The following is a 19,563-nucleotide window of genomic DNA, read 5'->3' as shown; positions in this document are numbered from 1 at the left end:
AGTACTGGCAGGCAGTCCAGGGTTTAAACAGCGGTCACGTTATCAGCGGCCATATGGCCAATAGGAAGGCGAGATCATGCAACGCTATGAAAGGGAACACTTTTGGAACGCCATTGTTTGGCCTCTGCTGTGGCCCCTCCTGCTTGTACAAGCTGCATTAGTCATACTCTGTTTGGTGGTTGGCGCCATGATGTGGTGGATGTCGCCAGGCAACGCCTCCTGGAGTACCATCCTGTGGTTGATGGCAGCCCTGCTCATTGGCAGTAGCTTGAACGTCAGTGTCTTCCTCATGCTAGTCAAAACGCGCGCTCGGCATAAAGACGCGCGGTTTATGCAAGAACTCACCGAACTGGAACGGCATAGCCAAGCACTCTGCACCACCGCGGCGCGTGCACTACCCGAGCATAAATGCGCTCCGCCGGATGCCGCCGACGAATCTCATCTACCTCTCCAGCGGTTGGCCAGCGTTAACGAAGTGCTGGCCGGTCTTGAACGCTGCATGCATTGCTCCCAAGTAGCCAATGCCGCCACCAAGAACACCCGACAGGAGCATGAGCAAACCCTGCTGGATGACCTTCAGCACCAACAGCGCCAGCTCAAGCATTTGATGGCGGGCCGGGAAAGGGCGCGGGAAGAGTCACGTTTGAAGTCAGGCTATCTAACCCTGCTGCAACATGAAACCGACAACTTGTTAGCCCATTTAGATACCATGGCGAATAAAGAGATTACCGATAAATGTCGGCAAAATGTCATGGAAGTATACGAACACGTATCGGATATACGCGCACTATTGACCAATCTCATTCAACAGGACTCTGATTGGCAAAGCCCGGGGCAAGGTTCTGGAAATCGTTTTGGAAATAATAGTAGTGGGATGGCGGAGGTGGGACGTGATGGCGCGCCCGCCGCCTTGCAGCGCAATTTGCGGGTATTAGTTGTCGACGATGGGCCTGTTAATTTGATGCTAGCCCGGCAGATGCTGGAAACTCAAGGCCTGCAGGTAGAGGGCGTTAGTAGTGGTGAGCAGGCGCTTGAGCGCCAAAAAAACGCCAGCTTCGATCTGGTGTTCATGGATATTTTTATGCCCACCCTGGACGGTCTTGAAACCACCCGACGCTGGCGCGAGTACGAGCGTAACCGTGGCAGCAATCAAAGCGTGCTGGTCGCGCTAACGGCCAACGCCGACAATGCCGGGCGTGATGCCTGCCTAGCCGCCGGCATGGACGACTTGCTCGCCAAGCCGTATCAGCCCGAAACCCTGCTTAATATGATTACCCACTGGTTTCCTGGTGCGATTAAAGCAATGCCGCCTGAAAAACGATAAAGGTGGCTTTCTGAGTAAGCAGACTTATCATTGCACTCGTAACATTGGTGTACTGCTCGCGGCGGCGTACTGGCATGACGACAGTAGCATTGCTACACGCCAACTGCCGTGAGCAGGCGTCAATATTTTTTTGGTCAGCATTAGAGAGTGTAAATGATTAATTACCCGACGATTGACCCAGTGGCTATCTCCTTGGGGCCCCTGCAAGTTCATTGGTATGGCCTGATGTACGTAGTGGGATTTGTTGCAGCTTGGTGGCTTGGCTGTCGACGTGCATCACGGATTGGCCTCAATAATGACGACATCGGTGATTTACTCTTCTATTGTGCAATCGGTGTCGTCGCCGGTGGGCGGCTAGGGTATGCGCTGTTTTACGGGCTAGGGCAGTGGATGTCTGATCCACTCTGGATTTTCCGCGTATGGGATGGCGGCATGAGCTTCCATGGCGGTCTACTCGGCGTATTGCTTGCCGCCTGGATATTCGCCCGGCGTAAAGAACTGGCATTTTTAACCCTCACTGATTTTATCGCCCCATTAGTGCCAATTGGCTTAGGTGCCGGGCGAATCGGCAACTTTATTAATCATGAGCTACCGGGTCGCTTGACCTCGCTACCCTGGGGCATGCCGTTTCCTGGCATGGGGCCTGAACCACGTCACCCGTCAGCGCTTTATGAAGCTTTGTTAGAAGGTGTCGTGTTGTTCGCCATTCTCTGGTGGGTATCGGCCAAACCGACATCACGAGGCTTTATATCCGGGCTATTCTTAGTCTGCTACGGCGTGTTCCGCTTTATGGTCGAATTCGTCCGCATGCCCGATGCCCACATTGGTTTCATCGCCTTCGGTTGGGTCACCATGGGCATGCTGCTAACGCTTCCCATGATCGCGCTGGGCCTCATCATTATTGCCTGGTCACGCTCCCAGCCTGTTGATGTAAAAATCGCAACCTAAGATTAAACGCCGTAAACAAAGGTTTTCGTAGCGCGTGGTAAGCGAAGCGCACCCGCGGGAGCAGCGCGAAGCGGTGCCGGGGTTGGCTGCGGTGCCACTGGGCGTCGTTCCGACGCCTCCCGCGGGTGCCTCAACCGCTCGCTGAACTCGCGTTCTCGTTACCACACGCTACAGGATGTGCACTCACTCGCTTTCGGTGGTGTGGTTACATGCACACTCTCTTGGGATTCCCATTTTTATGTGCACGCGAGATTGAGTAGCGCGTGGTAAGCCTAAGGCGCACCCGCGGGAGCAGCGCGAAGCGGTGCCGGGGTTGGCTGCGGTGCCACTGGGCGTCGTTCCGACGCCTCCCACGGGTGCCTCAATCGCTCGCTGAACTCGCGTTCTCGTTACCACGCGCTACAGGATGTGCACCCACTCGCTTTCGGTGGTGTGGTTACATGCACACTCTCTTGGGATCCCCATTTTCATGTGCACGCGAGATTGAGTAGCGCGTGGTAAGCCTCAGGCGCACCCGCGGGAGCAGCGCGAAGCGGTGCCGGGGTTGGCTGCGGCGCCACTGGGCGTCGTTCCGACGCCTCCCGCGGGTGCCTCAACCACTCGCTGAACTCGCGCTCTCGTTACCACGCGCTACGGGTATGTGCACTCACTCGCTTTCGGTGGACATGCACACTCCCTTGGAATCCCCATGCTTCATGTGCATGCGAGATTGAGTAGCGCGTGGTAAGCCTCAGGCGCACCCGCGGGAGCAGCGCGAAGCGGTGCCGGGGTTAACTGGATAACGCTAACAGGTCGGCACCGCTAGACCGGCAAGCTATGGGCGCCTAGAATAAACCGCACATCGCCTGTTAATTTGGAAATTCTGTGACTGCACCAACGCCTGCGCTTGAGCAACCCTATTTAGACTTAATGCAAACCGTTTTGGAGCATGGCGTTGACCGCCATGACCGCACAGGTGTGGGCACACGCTCCGTGTTTGGCCATCAAATGCGCTTCGACTTATCGCGTGGTTTTCCGCTGCTGACCACCAAAAAACTCCACCTGCGCTCTATCATTCACGAACTCCTGTGGTTCCTGAAAGGCGACACCAATATCGCCTATTTAAAAGAGAACGGCGTGCGTATCTGGGACGAGTGGGCGGATGAAAACGGCGATCTGGGCCCCGTTTACGGCTACCAATGGCGTAGCTGGCCCGACCCTAAAGGGGGCAGCGTTGACCAAATTGCCAAGGTGCTTGACCAAATTCGCACCTCGCCCCAGTCGCGCCGCCTGATTGTCTCTGCCTGGAATCCGGCCCAGGTCGATGACATGCAGCTCCCGCCTTGCCACTGCCTGTTCCAGTTCTACGTCGCCAATGGAAAACTGTCGTGCCAGCTATATCAGCGCAGTGCCGATATTTTCTTAGGTGTGCCATTCAATATCGCCAGCTACGCCTTGCTGCTAACCATGGTCGCCCAGGTGACAGGATTGCAGCCGGGCGAATTTATCCACACCCTAGGCGATGCACACCTGTACAGTAATCACCTTGACCAGGCCAAAGAGCAGTTGTCGCGCACGCCCAAGGCTGCGCCTAAGCTGGTGCTTAACCCAGAAATAGATGACCTGTTCGAATTCCGTTTTGAAGACATTCACATTGACGCTTACGAGGCGCACCCGCACATCAAAGCCGAGGTAGCGGTATGAGCCAGCGTAAAGATACCTTCGACTCCCTGGTGCCAGTGGCCATGATCGTTGCCATGGCTAAAAATCGAGTGATTGGTGTAGACGGCAAGCTACCCTGGTACCTGCCCGAAGATTTAAAGTTCTTTAAGCGTATTACCCAGGCAAAACCGCTGGTGATGGGGCGTAAAACCTACGCCTCCATTGGCAAGCCGCTGCCCAATCGGCTTAATGTCGTGGTCACCCGCAACGCCGAGTTTTCCCACGAAGGCGTACGCGTGTGCCACGACCTGCCTGCAGCGCTAGAATTGGCCGACCAGCACGCCACCATAGAGGCAGCAGAAGAGATCATGGTAATGGGAGGCGGGGAAATTTACCGCCAGGCGTTACCCTATGCCCAACGGTTGTACATAACGGAAGTGGACATTGACGTAGAAGGCGACGCAACGTTTCCTGACTTCGACCCCAAGGAGTGGCAGGAAGTGCAGCGCGTAGCGGGGCAGCCAGCAGAAGGGCAGCCAAACTATGATTTCGTGGTCTACGAGCGCATCGCCGACTGAAAAGGGCAAAGGAGAAAGCTATGGCCGCCAGCTTAATTAACATGTTAGATGATTTAGAAGCGCGTCTGGAACGCACACAAGCTGAGCTACAAGCCCTGCGTGAAGAAAACCAGCGGCTAAAGCAGCAATTAGCGCAGAAAGACGCCCAAGAGCAAAGCGTGCCAAGCTCGGAACCCACGACTGTAGTAGAAGCTGATACACCCAGCGAAGCAGCTTTCGACAAAAAGGCACTCGACACAAAAACTCTCGACGCCAAGGCGCCTGAAAAGAGTGCATCTGCCGAAGTGGCTCCTGTGAAAACAGATCCTGCTGCAATAGCAACAGAAGAAAAAGCTGAATCATCGGCTACCAATGAAGCGGTCAAGACACCTTCTCCGCATGCCCTGCTTAATCAATGGTACGAGCGGTACCCCAAAGCTTTCTTCAAGGGGCATACCAAACCGCTAAAAGTAGGTATCCACCAAGAGCTTGCAGAGCGTGAAGAGTGGCCCAATAAGCTAATTCGTCGCGCTTTAGCCAACTACGTGAACCTGCCACGCTATATAAAAGCAGTGCGAGAGGGCGCCGAACGGGTAGATCTGGATGGCCAGCCCGCTGGCAAAGTCGATAAAGAAGCGGCGCTCCATGCGTCACAAAAACGCGGTGATCAAAAAGTAGCTGGGCAGCCAAAGAAAGTGCAATCTAACTCGTCGCCTGCCGCCAAAAAGCCCCGTGTAGGGGGGCCTAAGCCGCCTGAGGTAGAGCCTAAAGTAGAAAAAGCTGAGCCGCGTAAGCCGCTTAGCATGGAAGACAAATTGTTAGACCTGCAGCAGAAATTTAAGGGCCGCTGAGACCAACCCTGTAGGCAGGGGTTCCATAAAAAAGCACAAATAGTAAGAAAACACTGTTTTTTTCTATTGCGTTCCCTGGAGTCCCGGTATAGAGTTTGTTCTGCGAGCATTGGACTATAACAAGGCTTAGTTGAGGACATGCCGCATACCACCGGGAAAAAACCGGCGGATGGCAAAAGAGCATGGCCCGCAAAAGCCAACTGCCAGCTTATTAAGAGCTGAGCAGCAACGATCGAAACAGTATACGAGTTAAGGAACTTACATCATGAAAAAGACACTTTTAGCGACTGCTATCGTTGGCGCCCTGGGTGCCTCTGCTGCAGCCCAAGCAGCAACTGTTTATGATCAGGACGGCACCAAGCTTGACGTCTATGGCCGCATCGCCATGGGTATCGCTGGTGGTGGCCCTGAGTACAACGGCAGCGGCGAAAAAATCGACAATGACGCTGAATTCGTAGACGTTTACTCACGTCTTGGTCTGCGCATGAGCCACGAAGTTTCTCGCGACCTGACTGCTTTCGGTCGTGTTGAGTGGCGTTTCGACGGTGACGAGCGTACCGGTCCTAGCGGTAACGGCAACACTGGCTTCAAAGAAGTTCGTCAGAGCTACATCGGTCTGCAAAGCGACCAGTTCGGTACTTTCCAAGCTGGTAACTTCGACAGCTTCTATAACCAGTTCGTTTCTCTGCCGTTCGATGTTTACATCGACCGTGGTCTAGAATTCGCTGGTCACCCGAAGCAGTCACGTGGCGACTCTATCGGTTACTACACACCTGACCTGAGCGGTTTCACTGCATTCTTGCAGCTGAAACACTACAGCGAGCGTGGCCTGACTGAAACTGAGCAGACCTCTGAAGGCGATGTAATCGCACCGCAAGGTGGTGTTCGTTACGCACAAGGCCCTGTGACCCTTGGTCTGGGTTTTGTTGAAGACGTAGCACGTGGCGGCGGTAACGCTGAAATGCTGTACGGCTTGATCGGTTCTTACGACATTACTGATCAGTTCTCTGCGCGTCTGGGTTACGAAACTCGTGACGACAACGACACTCGTGGTGGCGGTTTTGACACTTGGGGCTTAGGTGGTACTTTCACCACTGGTCCTTGGGCTTTTGCTGCTGACATCTACGACGTAAGTCCTGACAATGCCGACAGCCGCACTGCTTGGGCCCTGGGTTCTTACTACAAAGTTTCCAGCAACTTTGACGTATTCCTAGAGCTTCAGCAAGCTGACCAGCAGTCCATCAGCGTAAACGTATTCGACAACGACGAAATCGTTGGTGTTGATACTGCCGATGGCGACGACATGTACTGGCTGACAGGCGCTCGTTACCACTTCTAAGCCTGGTTTAAACACCATGCTTAAAGGGTAACTGCCTAGCAGAACCAAATAGAACCGGCCTCTAAGAGGCCGGTTTTTTTTGGCTTACGGTTTTCCTTTTAATGCCCAATACAAATAAGAACGTTTTCTCTTTAATAATAGCTTGATATTGTATAACATTATCTGGCTGTGCGGCTTAGTAGCTAAAGCAGCCAATAATATTAGCGTATCAAGGGATTATTTCTAATGCAGAAGAAGCAGTTGGCGGTAGCGGTAGTTGGCCTTTTGAGTATCTCCTCGGTTCAAGCCACAACGTTATATGATCAGGACGGCACAAAGCTGGATATTTATGGGCGTATTTCCATGGGTATTGCGGGCGGGGGCCCTGAGTTTAATAGCGCTGGCAATAAAATCGATGACGGCGCGGAATTTGTTGATGTCTACTCCCGCCTAGGGTTTCGAATGAGCCATGCCATTACATCTGATTTAAACGCCTTTGGTCGCTTAGAGTGGCGATTTACCGGCGATGAGCGTAATACTGACCAAGGCTTTAATGAGATCCGTCAGAGCTATATCGGCTTGGCGAGCAAACAGTACGGCACACTGCAAGCAGGTAACTTCGATAGCCTCTACTACCAATTTGTATCGGCGCCCTTTGATGTCTATCTCGACCGTGGTCTGCTCTTCAACTCAACCGGGCTACAGTCACGCGGTGATTCAATTGGCTACTACACCCCTGAGTTGGGTGGTTTCACCTCTTTCCTTCAGGTTAAACACTATAGTGAGCGCGGATTAACGGCTGCAGAGCAGAGCAGTGAAGGCGATGTAACCGCTGCCCAGGGCGGCGTTCAGTACCAGCAGGGGGCGTTTAAAGTCGGGTTTGGCGCGGTTGAAAACGTCGTACGCGGGGGCGGTAACGGCGAAATACTGTATGGCCTTATCGGCGCGTACTCGCTATCTGATCAGCTAACAATGCGCTTAGGTGTTGAAACCCAAGACAACAGCGATACCTATGGCGGTGGTTTCGAAACGGTCGGTCTGGGTGGCACCTATGCCACTGGGCCCTGGGCGTTTACCGCAGATTACTACAACGTAGACCGTGACAGTGGCGAAGAGAGCAATGCATGGGCCGCGGGCGCTTATTACAAGATTTCCAGTGCGTTTGATGTGTTCGTAGAGCTAGCGGATGGCGATGCGCCAAGCGTGCGAAAAGAGAGCACCGCAGACAGGACATATTGGCTGACTGGCGCACGCTATCACTTCTAATGTTGCTCTAATACATTAAAAATCATTTGTTTATATTGCAGCGGCCTCATTAATGAGGCCGTTTTTATTGGATTATCAACGACAGTTATCTTTACACGAAGAATGAATAAGCTGTACAGGTGTTGTCAATGTAGAGCCGCTGGCGGTATTCCCCTACAATGGGGCGCTGGCAAAAGTGCTTCGCGCTTGTGCCAACCACTTTCATCCACCCAGAGAAGTAGGGCAAGGGAATACGCCCGATATAATCCCTGGGCGGTAGCGTGCCTTTTATTTGGAAATAACTATGTCGATATCTCAACGTTCAGTGGTCTCTCCAGCACGCATGCTGCTGGCAGCGCTGAGCCTAGTCGTGGTCAGTGGTTGTGCCTCGTACCCCGCCAGCTCAGCTCAGCAAGAAGCACAATATGTATTGAATAACGACCCAGCCACCTTGCTGCAAGACGACAATCTCAATGGCTTTTTAACCCAGGCACCCGCAGGTGCTGTGATGAATGTACCCGAAAGCCCATGGGGTAATAATGTCGAGGTTGTGGCTGATGCCGCTTACCTTGCCGCGAGTGGTCGTGAGTGTCGCAAACTAACAGTGGTAGCGGTTGATTCGAACAATGCGCGTCCGGCACTCGTCTGTAAAACACCTAATGGTTGGGTTAACCAACGCGTTGTGGCACAAACAACACAGGGGCGCAATTAATGAAAGTGACCACACTGCTTGACCGCGCTACGTTAAATCGCTCGTTAGCCGTCGCTTCCATCGCGCTTGCCAGCGTGTTTGCGGTGCCCAGCACATGGGCGCAAGCGCTAAGCCTTTCCGACAGCATTCTACCTGAGCAGGCTAACCAACAAGGCAACCTACCGCAGCAAGAAGTCAATGACACGCCCCGAGCCAACTGGAATAGCGGCACCTATGGCCCGGTTTCGGCTTCACCGCAAGATCCAGATGCGTTACCCCCGTTTGGTGCCAACCTGTTTAGCGGTGGATTTCGCGGCGCGATGGGGGATGGCCTCAATCCTGATTACCGTATCAAGCCCGGCGACCAAGTCACCGTCCGCGCCTGGGGGGCATTTGAGCTTGACCGTGTGCTGCCAGTCGATGCCCAAGGTAATATTTTTATTCCCGGTTCAGGGCCGCTCAACGTAGAAGGGCAGAGCAGTCAACAAGCTGATGCCAGTGTGCGTCAAGCCATAACCTCGGTATACCCAGATAACGTCCAGGTCTATACCAATCTGCAAGGTGTACAGCCCGTAGCCGTCTACGTGACAGGCTACGTTGAAAACCCTGGCCGTTACGCAGGTACGCCCAACGACTCACTGCTCTACTTTCTGGATCAGTCCGGTGGCATAGATCAAGACCTGGGCAGCTATCGGCAAATTCGTGTCATGCGCGACGGTCGCAATGTGGCAACCGTCGACCTCTATGATTTCTTGATCAACGGCAATATACCCCGCCCGCAATTTCAAGATGGCGATACCATCGTAGTTGAAGAGCGTGGTCCAGCCATTGCCGTAGGTGGGGATGTTCACCGTGAATACCGCTATGAAATGACAGGTAGCAGCCTAAGTGGCGCAGAACTTGTCAATCTAGCCCGGTTAAGAAGTGGCGTTTCCCACGTTTTGCTGCGTGGTGATCGTGAAGACGGGCCTATTGCTCAATACTTCCCCATTGATCTGTTTGCTGGTCAGACGATCCGCAGCGGCGACGAAGTGCTATTCAGTTCCGATAAGCGCAGCGAAACCATCGTCGTTGAAGTGGAAGGCAGTTATTACGGCCCCTCACGGTATGCATTGCCGCGAGATGCCCGGTTAAGCGAGTTGCTGGACGCCATCGCCGTGCCAGAAAACATGACCGCTGTGGAAAGCATTTCAATACAGCGTGAAAGTGTCAAAAAGCAGCAGGCACAGTCCCTTGAAGACAGCCTACGCCGTTTGGAGACAACCTATCTGGGCGCCCCCTCCAGCACCAACGAAGAAGCGCAAATTCGTGTTCAAGAAGCAGAGTTGATTCAGGACTTTATCTCCCGGGCGAGCGAGCTAGAGCCGAGTGGCCGTTTAGTGGTGGCCTATGATGGGCGCATTTCGGACATTCGTCTGCAGGATGGGGATGTGGTCACTATTCCGGAAGTAAGTGACTCCATGCTAATCAGTGGTGAAGTACTCGTGCCACAAGCCGCTGTTTACCGCCCAGGTATGAGCGTGATCGACTACATTGAAGGTGCAGGCGGCTTCACTGACCGCGCAGATGACGACCATATTCTTGTAGTACGCCAGAACGGTGCGGTTGAAAACGCCCGCAACGTAAACCTGCGCCCCGGCGACGAAATCCTCGTCATGCCCGCTGCACCCACGCATAACCTGCAGCTAGCCTCAACGCTCACGCAAATCCTCTACCAGATTGCCGTAGCCACCAAAGTAGCGGTTGATTTGTAATAGTGGTGAGTGGTGAGTGGTGAGTGGTGAAGAGAAGAGTAAATCGACGTTTTTGTAGCGCGGCGTAAGCGTTAGCGCACCCGCGACCCGGCGGAAATGGTGGTGTATCCACTATTTCCGCCGTCACACAATGCGCAGGAACACACTTTGTATTTCTCTGAAGAAGTAGCGCTATGGATAACGTAAACGGCGGCCCACGGCGGAGCGCTCGAACACCGTGGCAAGTCACTCGCAGTGTTTGGTACGCCATGTTCATGCGCGAAGCCATTTCGCGCACCATGTCAGACCGCATGGGCTGGTTCTGGATGATCTTCGAGCCAGTCGCCTTTGTCGTCATCATGGTAGGTATTCGTAGCTTTATTAGTGGCGATCGACTGGTAGTGAATGCCGAATTCATCCCTTGGATGATTACGGGCTTAATGGGCTTTTTCTTGGTGCGGGAAGGCATGATGCGAGGGATGGGCGCCATTAATGGCAACAAAGCCCTGTTTGCATATCGTCAAGTGCTGCCCGTAGACCCTGTGCTAGTGCGCAACTTCCTAGAAGGCATGCTGCGCAGCTTTATCTTCCTGCTTTTTATAGGCGGTGGATTAATGCTGGGGTTAGATCTCTACCCAGATAATGTCATTAGAGTGGTGGCTGCCTGGCTTTCCCTTTGGAGTCTAGGGCTTGGATTAGGGCTGCTAACTTCAGTTGCGGCCACCTTGGTGCCTGAGCTTGGGCGAGTGATAACCATGCTCTCTTTACCGCTGTTAATCATCTCTGGGGTGATTTTGCCGCTGAATGCCCTACCTCACTGGTTGCTGGAATACTTGATGCTTAATCCTATTCCCCACGGCCTTGAAACGCTGCGCCTGGGCTTTTTTGACAAGTACCAAGTCGTACAGGGCACCAGCATGCTCTATCTCTGGCTATTCACATTCACCTTAATCGCCCTGGGGCTGTTGATGCACCTGCGCTTTATTGATCGTTTGAAGGCACAATAAACTATGCAACGTTCTTTTCGTCGTTTTGTTAAAACATCGCCACACTGGGCCGTGGCGATAGTCGCGATTGCTCTGGTTTCGTTTTATTGGTTTGTATGGGCGGAAGATCGCTATGTTTCCCGTGCAACCGTGGTGCTAGAAAGCCCCCAGGTAGCAACACCGGAGTTTAGCCTGTCGTCAATTATGGGCAGCGGTGGCGGCGGTAATACCCACGACTTGCTACTGCTGCGTGAGCACTTACTCTCTGTCGATATGCTACGTCTCCTAGATGAACAGCTAAACCTGCGCGAACACTATTCCGAAAACGGGGATATCTTCGCCAAGTTGCATAACCGCGATGCCCCTATTGAAGACCTGCACAAATACTACCTGCGCCGTGTTGAGGTAGAACTGGACGAGTATGCTGGCGTGCTAAACATTCATGTACAGGCATATACGCCTGAGTTTGCCCATGAAGTGGCATCGCTGTTGCTTGAAGCAGGTGAAGACCACATGAACGAAATGGGTCATCGCCTAGCGGATGAGCAAGTAAAGTTTTTAGAACAGCAAATGGTACGCCTTGAAGAACGCTTCGAAGAGACGCGAGCCAAGCTGCTTGAATTTCAAAACCAATATGGTTTGGTTTCACCTACCGCAACGGTTGAAAATATTAACCAAGTGGTAGCCACCCTAGAGGCTGACTTAGCCCGCCTGCAAGCGCAACGCAGCGCATTAGCCAGCTTTCAAAGCTCCCAATCTTCGGAGTTGCGCCAAGTTGAGCGGAATATCTCAGCTTTACGAGACCAGATTATTGAACAGCGCGACCGGATAGCCCAAGCATCCGGCGACTCGCTAAACAGTGTTTCAGCACAATATGAAACATTAGAATTGCAGGCACAGTTTGCTCAGGAAACCTATTCCAGCGCACTCGCCGCACTAGAAAATACCCGTTTAGAAGCCGCCCGCCAGCTCAAACAGGTAAGCGTGCTACAAAGCCCGCTGTTCCCCGAATACCCCACAGAGCCCAACCGGCTCTACAACAGCAGCGTCTTCGCCATCATCACCATCTTCCTCGCCTTTATCTTCAGCATGCTGATGATGATCATCAAGGATCACCGGGATTAAGGTTGGGGTGAATAGTGAATGGTGAATGGTGAATGGTGAAGGTACGAAACGATTCACCATTTACCAATTACAATTCACACTTTGTAGCGCGCGGTAACGAATCTCGCGAGGCACGAGCGAATGAGGCACCCGCGGAAGGCGTCGGAACGACGCCCAGTGGCACAGAATCCAACCCCGGCACCGCTCCGCGCTGCTCCCGCGGGTGCGCTTGAGGCTTACCACGCGCTACGAAATCACGCATGCACAGAACAAAGTGGAAGCAAACCCGTAGCGCGCGGTAACGAAGAGCGCGAGTTCAGCGAGCGTTCGTAGGCACCCGCGGAAGGCGTCGGAACGACGCCCAATGGCACAAAGCCAAAACCCCGGCACCGCTTCGCGCTGCTCCCGCGGGTGCGCCTGGGGCTTACCACGCGCTACTACATCACGCACGCACAGAACACAGTGGAAGCAAACCCGTAGCGCGCGGTAACGAGAAAGCGAGTTCAGCGAGCGTTCGTAGGCACCCGCGGAAGGCGTCGGAACGACGCCCAATGGCACAAAGCCCAACCCCGGCACCGCTCCGCGCTGCTCCCGCGAGACAAACTGGTAGTCAAAACCGTCATGCATCACTTTGAGTGGGAGGATAAGTAATGCGAACTACCTACGATGAAGCAGATGACATCCTAGTTCTGCATCTATCGGAAAAGCCTACCGTTAAGGAGGTTTCTCAAGATTGGAACACACATATCAGCTACGCAGAGGATGGCACGATCAACGAAATCGTCATCCTTGAAGCCTCAAAGCAAGGCGCATGGCCACTCTTAAAGAGCCAAGCCGCGTAATTCAAACCCCGGCGCTGCTCCCGCGGGTGCGCCTGGGGCTTACCACGCGCTACTAAATCACGCATGCACATAACACAGTGGAAGCAAACCCGTAGCGCGCGGTAACGAGAAAGCGAGTTCAGCGAGCGTTCGAGGCACCCGCGGAAGGCGTCGGAACGACGCCCAGTGGCACCGAACCAAACCCCGGCACCAACCCGCGCTGACGCCAAACGACTTACACCTCACAATTCACGACTCACAGCTGTCCAATGCTCGAAATAATCCACCACGGCGGAGCCACTGGCGTTACCGGCAGCTGCCACCAATTGATTCTCAACCAAAAGGAATCCCTACTGGTGGATTGCGGGCTCTTCCAAGGCGAAGACGCCGCGGAAGACAGTTTCGAGCAGCTACAAATTGAATTCGATATCAGCACCGTTATGGCGCTCGTCATTACCCACGTCCATATTGACCACGTGGGTAGGCTGCCTTACTTACTGGCCGCAGGTTTCACAGGCCCGATTATCTGCTCGATCCCCACGGCCAAGCTGCTACCCCTGGTGATTGAAGACGCGCTAAAAATCGGCTTTACCCGCAACGCCCAACTGATTGAGCGCTTTCAAGCTCAGCTCGAAAAGCAAATCGTGAGCGTGCCCTACGGCAAATGGCACAGCATAAGTAGCGTAAGCGAGGTAAGCGGTCACAACGGCGCAAGCACAGGCACCACGCGAGTAAAACTCAAACGGGCAGGGCACATTCTCGGTTCCAGCTACGTAGAGGTGAGTTACCAGGATACGAAGACCGGTGAAAAAGAGCGCGTCGTATTCTCCGGCGACTTAGGCGCCCCTTACGCACCGTTACTTCCCGCGCCAAAGTCGCCCTACGGCTGCGACCAGCTGGTACTCGAAAGTACCTACGGCAACCGCCAACACCCAGACCGCCGCCAGCGCCGCGCCACCTTAAAAGCCGCCGTAGAGCAAGCACTCGCTAACGGCGGCACGGTGATGGTGCCTGCGTTCAGCATTGGCCGCACACAAGAACTGCTCTACGAACTTGAAACCATTATCCACCAAGCGCGTTCACCGCAGTGGCAGTCACTGGAAATCATAGTCGATTCACCGCTAGCGGCCCGCTTTACCAAGGTTTACCGCGAGCTAAAGCCCTACTGGGATAAAGAAGCCCAAGGCCGCCTGCGCAGTGGCCGCCACCCGCTCAACTTTGCCAATCTCTATACCGTGAATAGCCACGCAGAGCACGAACAAACCGTTGAGTACCTGGCCAAAACAGGTCGCCCAGCGATAGTTATTGCCGCTAGCGGGATGTGCGCAGGCGGGCGGATCATGAACTACCTCAAAGCCATGCTCGGCGACGAACGTCATCAAGTACTGTTCGTAGGCTACCAAGGCGCAGGCACCCCAGGGCGGGATATTCAGCAATACGGCCCCCAGGGCGGCTGGGTAGCCATCGACGGTGAACGGTTTGATATAAAAGCAGGAGTGACCACCATCAGCGGCTACTCCGCCCACGCCGACCAAAAAGACCTACTCAACTTCGTAAAACGCATGCGCCGCTGGCCCCACACCATCCGCCTGGTACACGGCGAACAAACCGCCCGCGCAGCGCTCAAAGCTGAACTCGAAACTCTTTACCATCGAAAAGGCAAGCAGGTGAGAGTGGTGAGTAGTGAGTAGTGAGTAGTGAGTAGTGAGTAGTGAATTGTGAGGGGTGAGTTGGAAATGGTAAGTGGTGAGGGGCGGTAATGAGGAAGCATCAGGAGTTGCGTGTATGGCAACAAGCTATGGATATGGTAGAACAAATTTATCAAATCTCAGCAGCATTTCCTGATGAGGAGAAATATGGACTTACTAGTCAGATGAGACGGTCAGCAGTATCCGTACCCAGTAATATCGCTGAAGGTGCAGCAAGAGGTAGTTCAAAGGACTATATTCGCTTTTTGTATATTGCACGAGGTTCTTTAAGTGAACTCGAAACACAGCTGCTCATTGGGCAGCGCCTTAGCTATGTAAATGATGTAACTCCTACTATCGAGTTAATTCACCAAGTTTCTGGCTTACTCGGTGGTTTAATACGTTACTTACAAAATCGATAATTACTCACGACTCACGACTCACGACTCACGACTCACGACTCACGACTCACGACTCACGACTCACCATTCACCACTCACAATTCACAATTCACAAACCAAAAATGATCGAAATCAAAAACCTCTACAAACGCTACCACAACCACCACGGCAGTGATTGGGTGCTTAAAGACATCAACCTCACGATCCCCAAAGGGGTGAGTGTCGGGTTGATTGGTGCCAATGGTGCGGGTAAATCCACGCTGCTGCGCTTGATTGCAGGTATGGATACGCCAGAACGCGGCGAAGTAATTCGTCACACACGCGTTTCCTGGCCCGTGGGGCTATCGGGTGGCATGCAGAGCAACATGACCGGGCGGCAAAACGTCAAATTCGTCGCTCGCGTGCAGGGCAGTAGTGCGGAAGAAGTAGCGCGGATAATCCAGTTTGTAGAAGACTTCGCTGAAATAGGCGAAGCTTTTGACGAACCAATTCGTACCTACTCTTCAGGTATGCGCTCGCGTATTTCATTTGGTCTCTCTTTAGCCTTCGATTTTGACGTCTATATCTCCGATGAAGCCACCGCCGTTGGCGACAGGTCGTTCAAAGCCAAAGCCAAAGAGCTGTTTGAATCGAAAGTAGGTCAATCCTCTCTGATCATGGTGTCTCACTCAGAGGGTATTTTGAAAGACTTATGCCAGGCCGGTGTTTACTTGAAACACGGCTCTGCGCACTGGTATGACGACGTAAACGAAGCCATCGCTGCCTACCATATTGATGTAGATGCCAAAAATGACGGCACTGCACTGCCTACCGATGTGCCCAGTGCCAGAAAGCACCTGCAAGAGTGCCATCAGGTGCTCAAAGCCGCACAGGAAAACCTAGCGGATTATCAAGAGCGCCAAGCGCCACAGCAAGACATTGCCATTGCCCAGCAAGAAGTTCAAAAAGCGGTAAAAGCGTCAAAAATAGCGCGTGAACACCTCGAAATGTTGGAAGAGCAGCAGCGCAAGGCAAAGCGCAAGTCTGCCTAGTTTTTATAGATACTGGGCCACAGCGAAAGCCCATCAACATCGGCTATTAAGAGAACTATGAACTCCAAAACCTTTTTAATTACCGGTGGCGCAGGCTTTATCGGTTCTGCAGTAGTGCGTGAACTTATTCAAAACACTGCCCATAAGGTGGTGAACGTAGACAAACTCACCTACGCAGGCAATTTAGAATCCCTGGCAAGCGTTGAAGCCAGTGAGCGCTACACCTTTGTTCAGGCGGATATTTGCGATGCAGCCGCCATGCAGCAACTGTTCGCACAGCACCAGCCAGATGTAGTCATGCACCTGGCAGCAGAGAGCCACGTAGACCGCTCCATCGACGGCCCCGCAGAGTTTATTCAAACCAATGTGGTTGGCACCGCCGTACTGCTAGAAGCCGCCCGTAGTTACTGGAAAAAGCTGCAAGAGCAAGATACCGCTAAAGCCGAATCGTTTCGTTTCCACCATATCTCCACTGATGAAGTGTATGGTGATTTAGAAGGCACGGATGGTTTGTTTACCGAAGAAACATCCTACGCGCCCAGCTCGCCCTATTCGGCGAGTAAAGCCAGTTCTGATCACTTAGTGCGCGCCTGGCAGCGTACTTATGGCCTGCCCACGCTGGTGACCAACTGCTCCAATAACTACGGCCCGTTCCACTTTCCGGAAAAGCTCATACCGTTGATGATTCTCAACGCGTTAGCCGGGAAACCGCTCCCGGTGTACGGTGATGGTCAGCAGATCCGCGACTGGCTGTATGTAGAAGACCATGCACGCGCATTGATTAAAGTCGCCACAGAAGGGCAAGTAGGTGAGACCTACAACATCGGCGGGCACAACGAGAAGGCCAACCTCACTGTTGTTGAAACGCTGTGTGACCTGCTTCAAGATCTAGTGCCCAAAGAAACCTCATACCGTGATTTGATTACTTTCGTGACCGATCGCCCCGGCCATGACGTCCGCTACGCCATCGATGCTAGCAAAATCGAACGCGAGCTAGGTTGGGTTCCAGAAGAAACCTTCGAAACCGGCCTACGCAAAACCGTGCAGTGGTACCTCGCCAACGAAACCTGGTGGAAACGCGTCCAAGACGGCAGCTACCAAGGCCAACGGCTAGGCACCAACTCGTAGCGCGTGGTAAGCGAAGCGCACCCGCGGAAGCAGCGCGAAGCGGTGCCATATGCATTAGCTTTCTGCATGCATGAAAAGGATTCCTCCAATGAATATCTTCATCACTGGATCAAACGGGCAAGTCGGCTTTGAGCTCCAGCGTCAGTTTGCCCTGTTCGGCAATGTGGTAGCACCTACACGGCATGAACTTGATTTAACAGATGCCCAAGCAGTGGATGCCTATTTGGCTGAACACCAGCCAGCACTAATCCTCAACGCCGCCGCCTATACGGCAGTAGACAAAGCCGAGAGCGAACCAGAGCAAGCCAAACGCCTCAATACCGAGCTACCAGCACAGCTAGCCGAGTACGCCGCCAAGCACGCTATTACGCTGGTGCACTACTCAACTGACTACGTCTACCCAGGTGATGGTGAAACTCCCTGGCAGGAAGACAGCCCCACGGCGCCGCACAGCGTATATGGCCAAACCAAGCTGGAAGGTGACCAAGCGGTTACCCAAAGCGGTTGCCAGCACCTGATTTTTCGTACCAGCTGGGTATATGCCGCCCGTGGCAGCAACTTTATGAAAACCATGCTGCGCCTGGGCCGCGAGCGCGAAACACTCAGCATCGTCAACGACCAAATAGGCGCGCCCACCCCAGCACGCCTAATCGCCCAGGCCACCGCACTAGCGTTCACCACTCACGATTCACCACTCACCACTCACCACTCACTACTCACCATTCACCATTCACCACTCACCATTCACATCCCTTCAGGCATCTACCACCTGGCACCAAGAGGGGAAACCAGCTGGCATGGCTTCGCCAGCGAGATTTTCAAGCAAGCACAGGCACTTGGCGAAGAGCTAGCGATCCAATCCGGCACCGTGAATGGCATACCCACTGCAGAATTTCCTACGCCAGCCCAGCGCCCGCTCAACTCACGTATGAGCCTGACTAAACTTGAAGCCGCGCTTGGTGTCACATTACCGGTTTGGCAACACCAGCTAGCGCTAACGCTTACTGAATACTGTGAGGAGTGAGGGGGAAATAGTGAGGAGTACAACCTCACACCTCATACCTCACGGCTAATATTTGTATATTCACGGATGATCGACCATGACCACCTCACACCTCACATCTAACCCTTCACAAAGAAAGGGCATTATTCTAGCCGGTGGCTCCGGCACTCGGCTGCATCCCATTACCCGCGGTGTATCCAAGCAGCTCCTGCCCATCTACGACAAACCGATGATCTACTATCCCATCTCGGTGCTCATGCTAGCGGGTATACGTGAAATACTGATTATTTCTACGCCAGAAGACCTTCCCCAATACCAGAACCTACTCGGCAACGGTGAAGATTTCGGTATCAGCCTGCAGTACGCCGAACAGCCAAACCCGGATGGCCTGGCCCAAGCATTTATTATCGGAGAAGCGTTTCTTGGCGAAAGCCCCGTGTGCTTGGTACTCGGCGACAACATCTTCCATGGCCAACACTTTTCCGACCAGCTAAAGCGCGCCAGCCAGCAGGCCAGCGGTGCCACCGTATTTGGCTACCTGGTAAAAGACCCAGAGCGCTTTGGCGTAGTGGAGTTCGACGAAAACGGCAATGCCATCTCCATCGAAGAAAAGCCGCAAAAACCCAAATCGGCATATGCCGTTACCGGCCTTTACTTCTACGATAATGATGTCGTGGACATTGCCAAAGCCGTAGAGCCTTCCGAGCGTGGCGAGCTGGAAATCACCAGCGTCAATAACGCCTATTTAGAGCGTGGTGACCTGCGCGTAGAGCGTTTAGGCCGCGGGTTCGCCTGGCTAGACACCGGCACCCACGACAGCCTGCTGGAAGCCAGCCAATACGTGCAAACCATTGAGCACCGCCAAGGCCTCAAAATCGCTTGCCTGGAAGAGATAGCCTGGCAACAAGGCTGGATTGATGACGAACGCCTGGCAATACTCGCCAAGCCCCTCGCCAAAACCCAGTACGGCCTATATCTCCAACGCCTACTCAAGCAGAAGCCTCAAAAGTAAAAGTTTGCCACGGAAGACACCGATGCATGCCACCGACTCTCACGGAAAGCACGGATAAAAACAAGATTTAGATTTTGACCT

19 protein-coding genes are annotated in these 19,563 nt (G+C 53.5%); 18 read left to right on the top strand and 1 reads right to left on the bottom strand.

All coding sequences use genetic code 11. From position 1 onward, the window contains the following. Positions 1-76 precede the first annotated feature (76 nt). From QT231_RS11980 to QT231_RS11930, 11 genes are all read left to right on the top strand, one after another. Positions 77-1,324, top strand: coding sequence for a response regulator (locus QT231_RS11980; protein WP_308337092.1), 1,248 nt, complete (start codon positions 77-79; stop codon positions 1,322-1,324). Positions 1,325-1,477: 153 nt separating this feature from the next. Beyond that, complete coding sequence (lgt, locus tag QT231_RS11975) at positions 1,478-2,272, top strand: prolipoprotein diacylglyceryl transferase (RefSeq protein ID WP_308337091.1); 795 nt, start codon at positions 1,478-1,480, stop codon at positions 2,270-2,272. A 909-nt stretch (positions 2,273-3,181) separates the two neighbouring features. After that, positions 3,182-3,955 (top strand): thymidylate synthase, encoded by a 774-nt coding sequence (locus tag QT231_RS11970; RefSeq protein ID WP_374694389.1) that lies wholly within the window; start codon positions 3,182-3,184, stop codon positions 3,953-3,955. Further along, a complete protein-coding gene (locus QT231_RS11965; protein WP_308337089.1) occupies positions 3,952-4,491 on the top strand; it encodes a dihydrofolate reductase in 540 nt (179 codons plus the stop codon). Before QT231_RS11970 ends, QT231_RS11965 begins: the two co-directional genes overlap by 4 nt. Positions 4,492-4,511: 20 nt before the next feature. Next, on the top strand, positions 4,512-5,321 hold the full coding sequence (locus QT231_RS11960) for a ProQ/FINO family protein (protein WP_308337088.1): 810 nt from the start codon (positions 4,512-4,514) through the stop codon (positions 5,319-5,321). A gap of 265 nt (positions 5,322-5,586) precedes the next feature. Continuing rightward, a complete protein-coding gene (locus QT231_RS11955) occupies positions 5,587-6,660 on the top strand; it encodes a porin (RefSeq protein ID WP_308337087.1) in 1,074 nt (357 codons plus the stop codon). Positions 6,661-6,885: 225 nt separating this feature from the next. After that, entirely contained in the window at positions 6,886-7,905 is a 1,020-nt protein-coding gene (locus tag QT231_RS11950) for a porin (protein ID WP_308337086.1), read from the top strand. A 283-nt stretch (positions 7,906-8,188) separates the two neighbouring features. Beyond that, positions 8,189-8,596 (top strand): DVU3141 family protein, encoded by a 408-nt coding sequence (locus tag QT231_RS11945; protein WP_308337085.1) that lies wholly within the window; start codon positions 8,189-8,191, stop codon positions 8,594-8,596. Continuing rightward, positions 8,596-10,329 (top strand): polysaccharide biosynthesis/export family protein, encoded by a 1,734-nt coding sequence (locus QT231_RS11940; protein ID WP_308337084.1) that lies wholly within the window; start codon positions 8,596-8,598, stop codon positions 10,327-10,329. Before QT231_RS11945 ends, QT231_RS11940 begins: the two co-directional genes overlap by 1 nt. A gap of 173 nt (positions 10,330-10,502) precedes the next feature. After that, positions 10,503-11,315 (top strand): ABC transporter permease, encoded by an 813-nt coding sequence (locus QT231_RS11935; RefSeq protein ID WP_308337083.1) that lies wholly within the window; start codon positions 10,503-10,505, stop codon positions 11,313-11,315. A 3-nt stretch (positions 11,316-11,318) separates the two neighbouring features. Then, positions 11,319-12,419 (top strand): chain-length determining protein, encoded by a 1,101-nt coding sequence (locus tag QT231_RS11930; RefSeq protein WP_308337081.1) that lies wholly within the window; start codon positions 11,319-11,321, stop codon positions 12,417-12,419. Positions 12,420-12,644: 225 nt separating this feature from the next. Here QT231_RS11930 and QT231_RS11925 read toward each other — a convergent pair whose 3' ends face one another. Beyond that, positions 12,645-13,025, bottom strand: a complete 381-nt coding sequence (locus QT231_RS11925) for a hypothetical protein (RefSeq protein WP_308337080.1) — start codon at positions 13,023-13,025, stop codon at positions 12,645-12,647. 23 nt (positions 13,026-13,048) lie between these two features. Here QT231_RS11925 and QT231_RS11920 point away from each other — a divergent pair, with 23 nt between their 5' ends. The 7 genes from QT231_RS11920 (at position 13,049) to rfbA (ending at position 19,482) form a co-directional block, all read left to right on the top strand. Continuing rightward, positions 13,049-13,240: a DUF2283 domain-containing protein gene (locus tag QT231_RS11920; protein ID WP_308319698.1), complete on the top strand. Its 192-nt coding sequence runs from the start codon at positions 13,049-13,051 to the stop codon at positions 13,238-13,240. A gap of 248 nt (positions 13,241-13,488) precedes the next feature. Continuing rightward, on the top strand, positions 13,489-14,910 hold the full coding sequence (locus QT231_RS11915; RefSeq protein ID WP_308337079.1) for an MBL fold metallo-hydrolase: 1,422 nt from the start codon (positions 13,489-13,491) through the stop codon (positions 14,908-14,910). Between the two features lie 68 nt (positions 14,911-14,978). Beyond that, entirely contained in the window at positions 14,979-15,329 is a 351-nt protein-coding gene (locus QT231_RS11910; protein ID WP_083868871.1) for a four helix bundle protein, read from the top strand. A 101-nt stretch (positions 15,330-15,430) separates the two neighbouring features. Beyond that, positions 15,431-16,339, top strand: coding sequence for an ABC transporter ATP-binding protein (locus tag QT231_RS11905; RefSeq protein ID WP_308337078.1), 909 nt, complete (start codon positions 15,431-15,433; stop codon positions 16,337-16,339). 57 nt (positions 16,340-16,396) lie between these two features. Continuing rightward, positions 16,397-17,467 (top strand): dTDP-glucose 4,6-dehydratase, encoded by a 1,071-nt coding sequence (gene rfbB / locus QT231_RS11900; protein ID WP_308337077.1) that lies wholly within the window; start codon positions 16,397-16,399, stop codon positions 17,465-17,467. A gap of 88 nt (positions 17,468-17,555) precedes the next feature. Then, positions 17,556-18,491 (top strand): dTDP-4-dehydrorhamnose reductase, encoded by a 936-nt coding sequence (rfbD, locus tag QT231_RS11895; RefSeq protein ID WP_308337076.1) that lies wholly within the window; start codon positions 17,556-17,558, stop codon positions 18,489-18,491. A 76-nt stretch (positions 18,492-18,567) separates the two neighbouring features. Next, the gene (gene rfbA, locus QT231_RS11890; RefSeq protein ID WP_308337075.1) at positions 18,568-19,482 is read left to right on the top strand and encodes a glucose-1-phosphate thymidylyltransferase RfbA; all 915 of its coding nucleotides are present in this window, start codon (positions 18,568-18,570) and stop codon (positions 19,480-19,482) included. Positions 19,483-19,563: the final 81 nt, after the last annotated feature.

It is taken from the genome of Halomonas sp. SpR1 (genome assembly GCF_031010175.1).
Taxonomy (GTDB): domain Bacteria; phylum Pseudomonadota; class Gammaproteobacteria; order Pseudomonadales; family Halomonadaceae; genus Vreelandella.
This window is presented reverse-complemented; position numbering and strand designations above follow the sequence as displayed.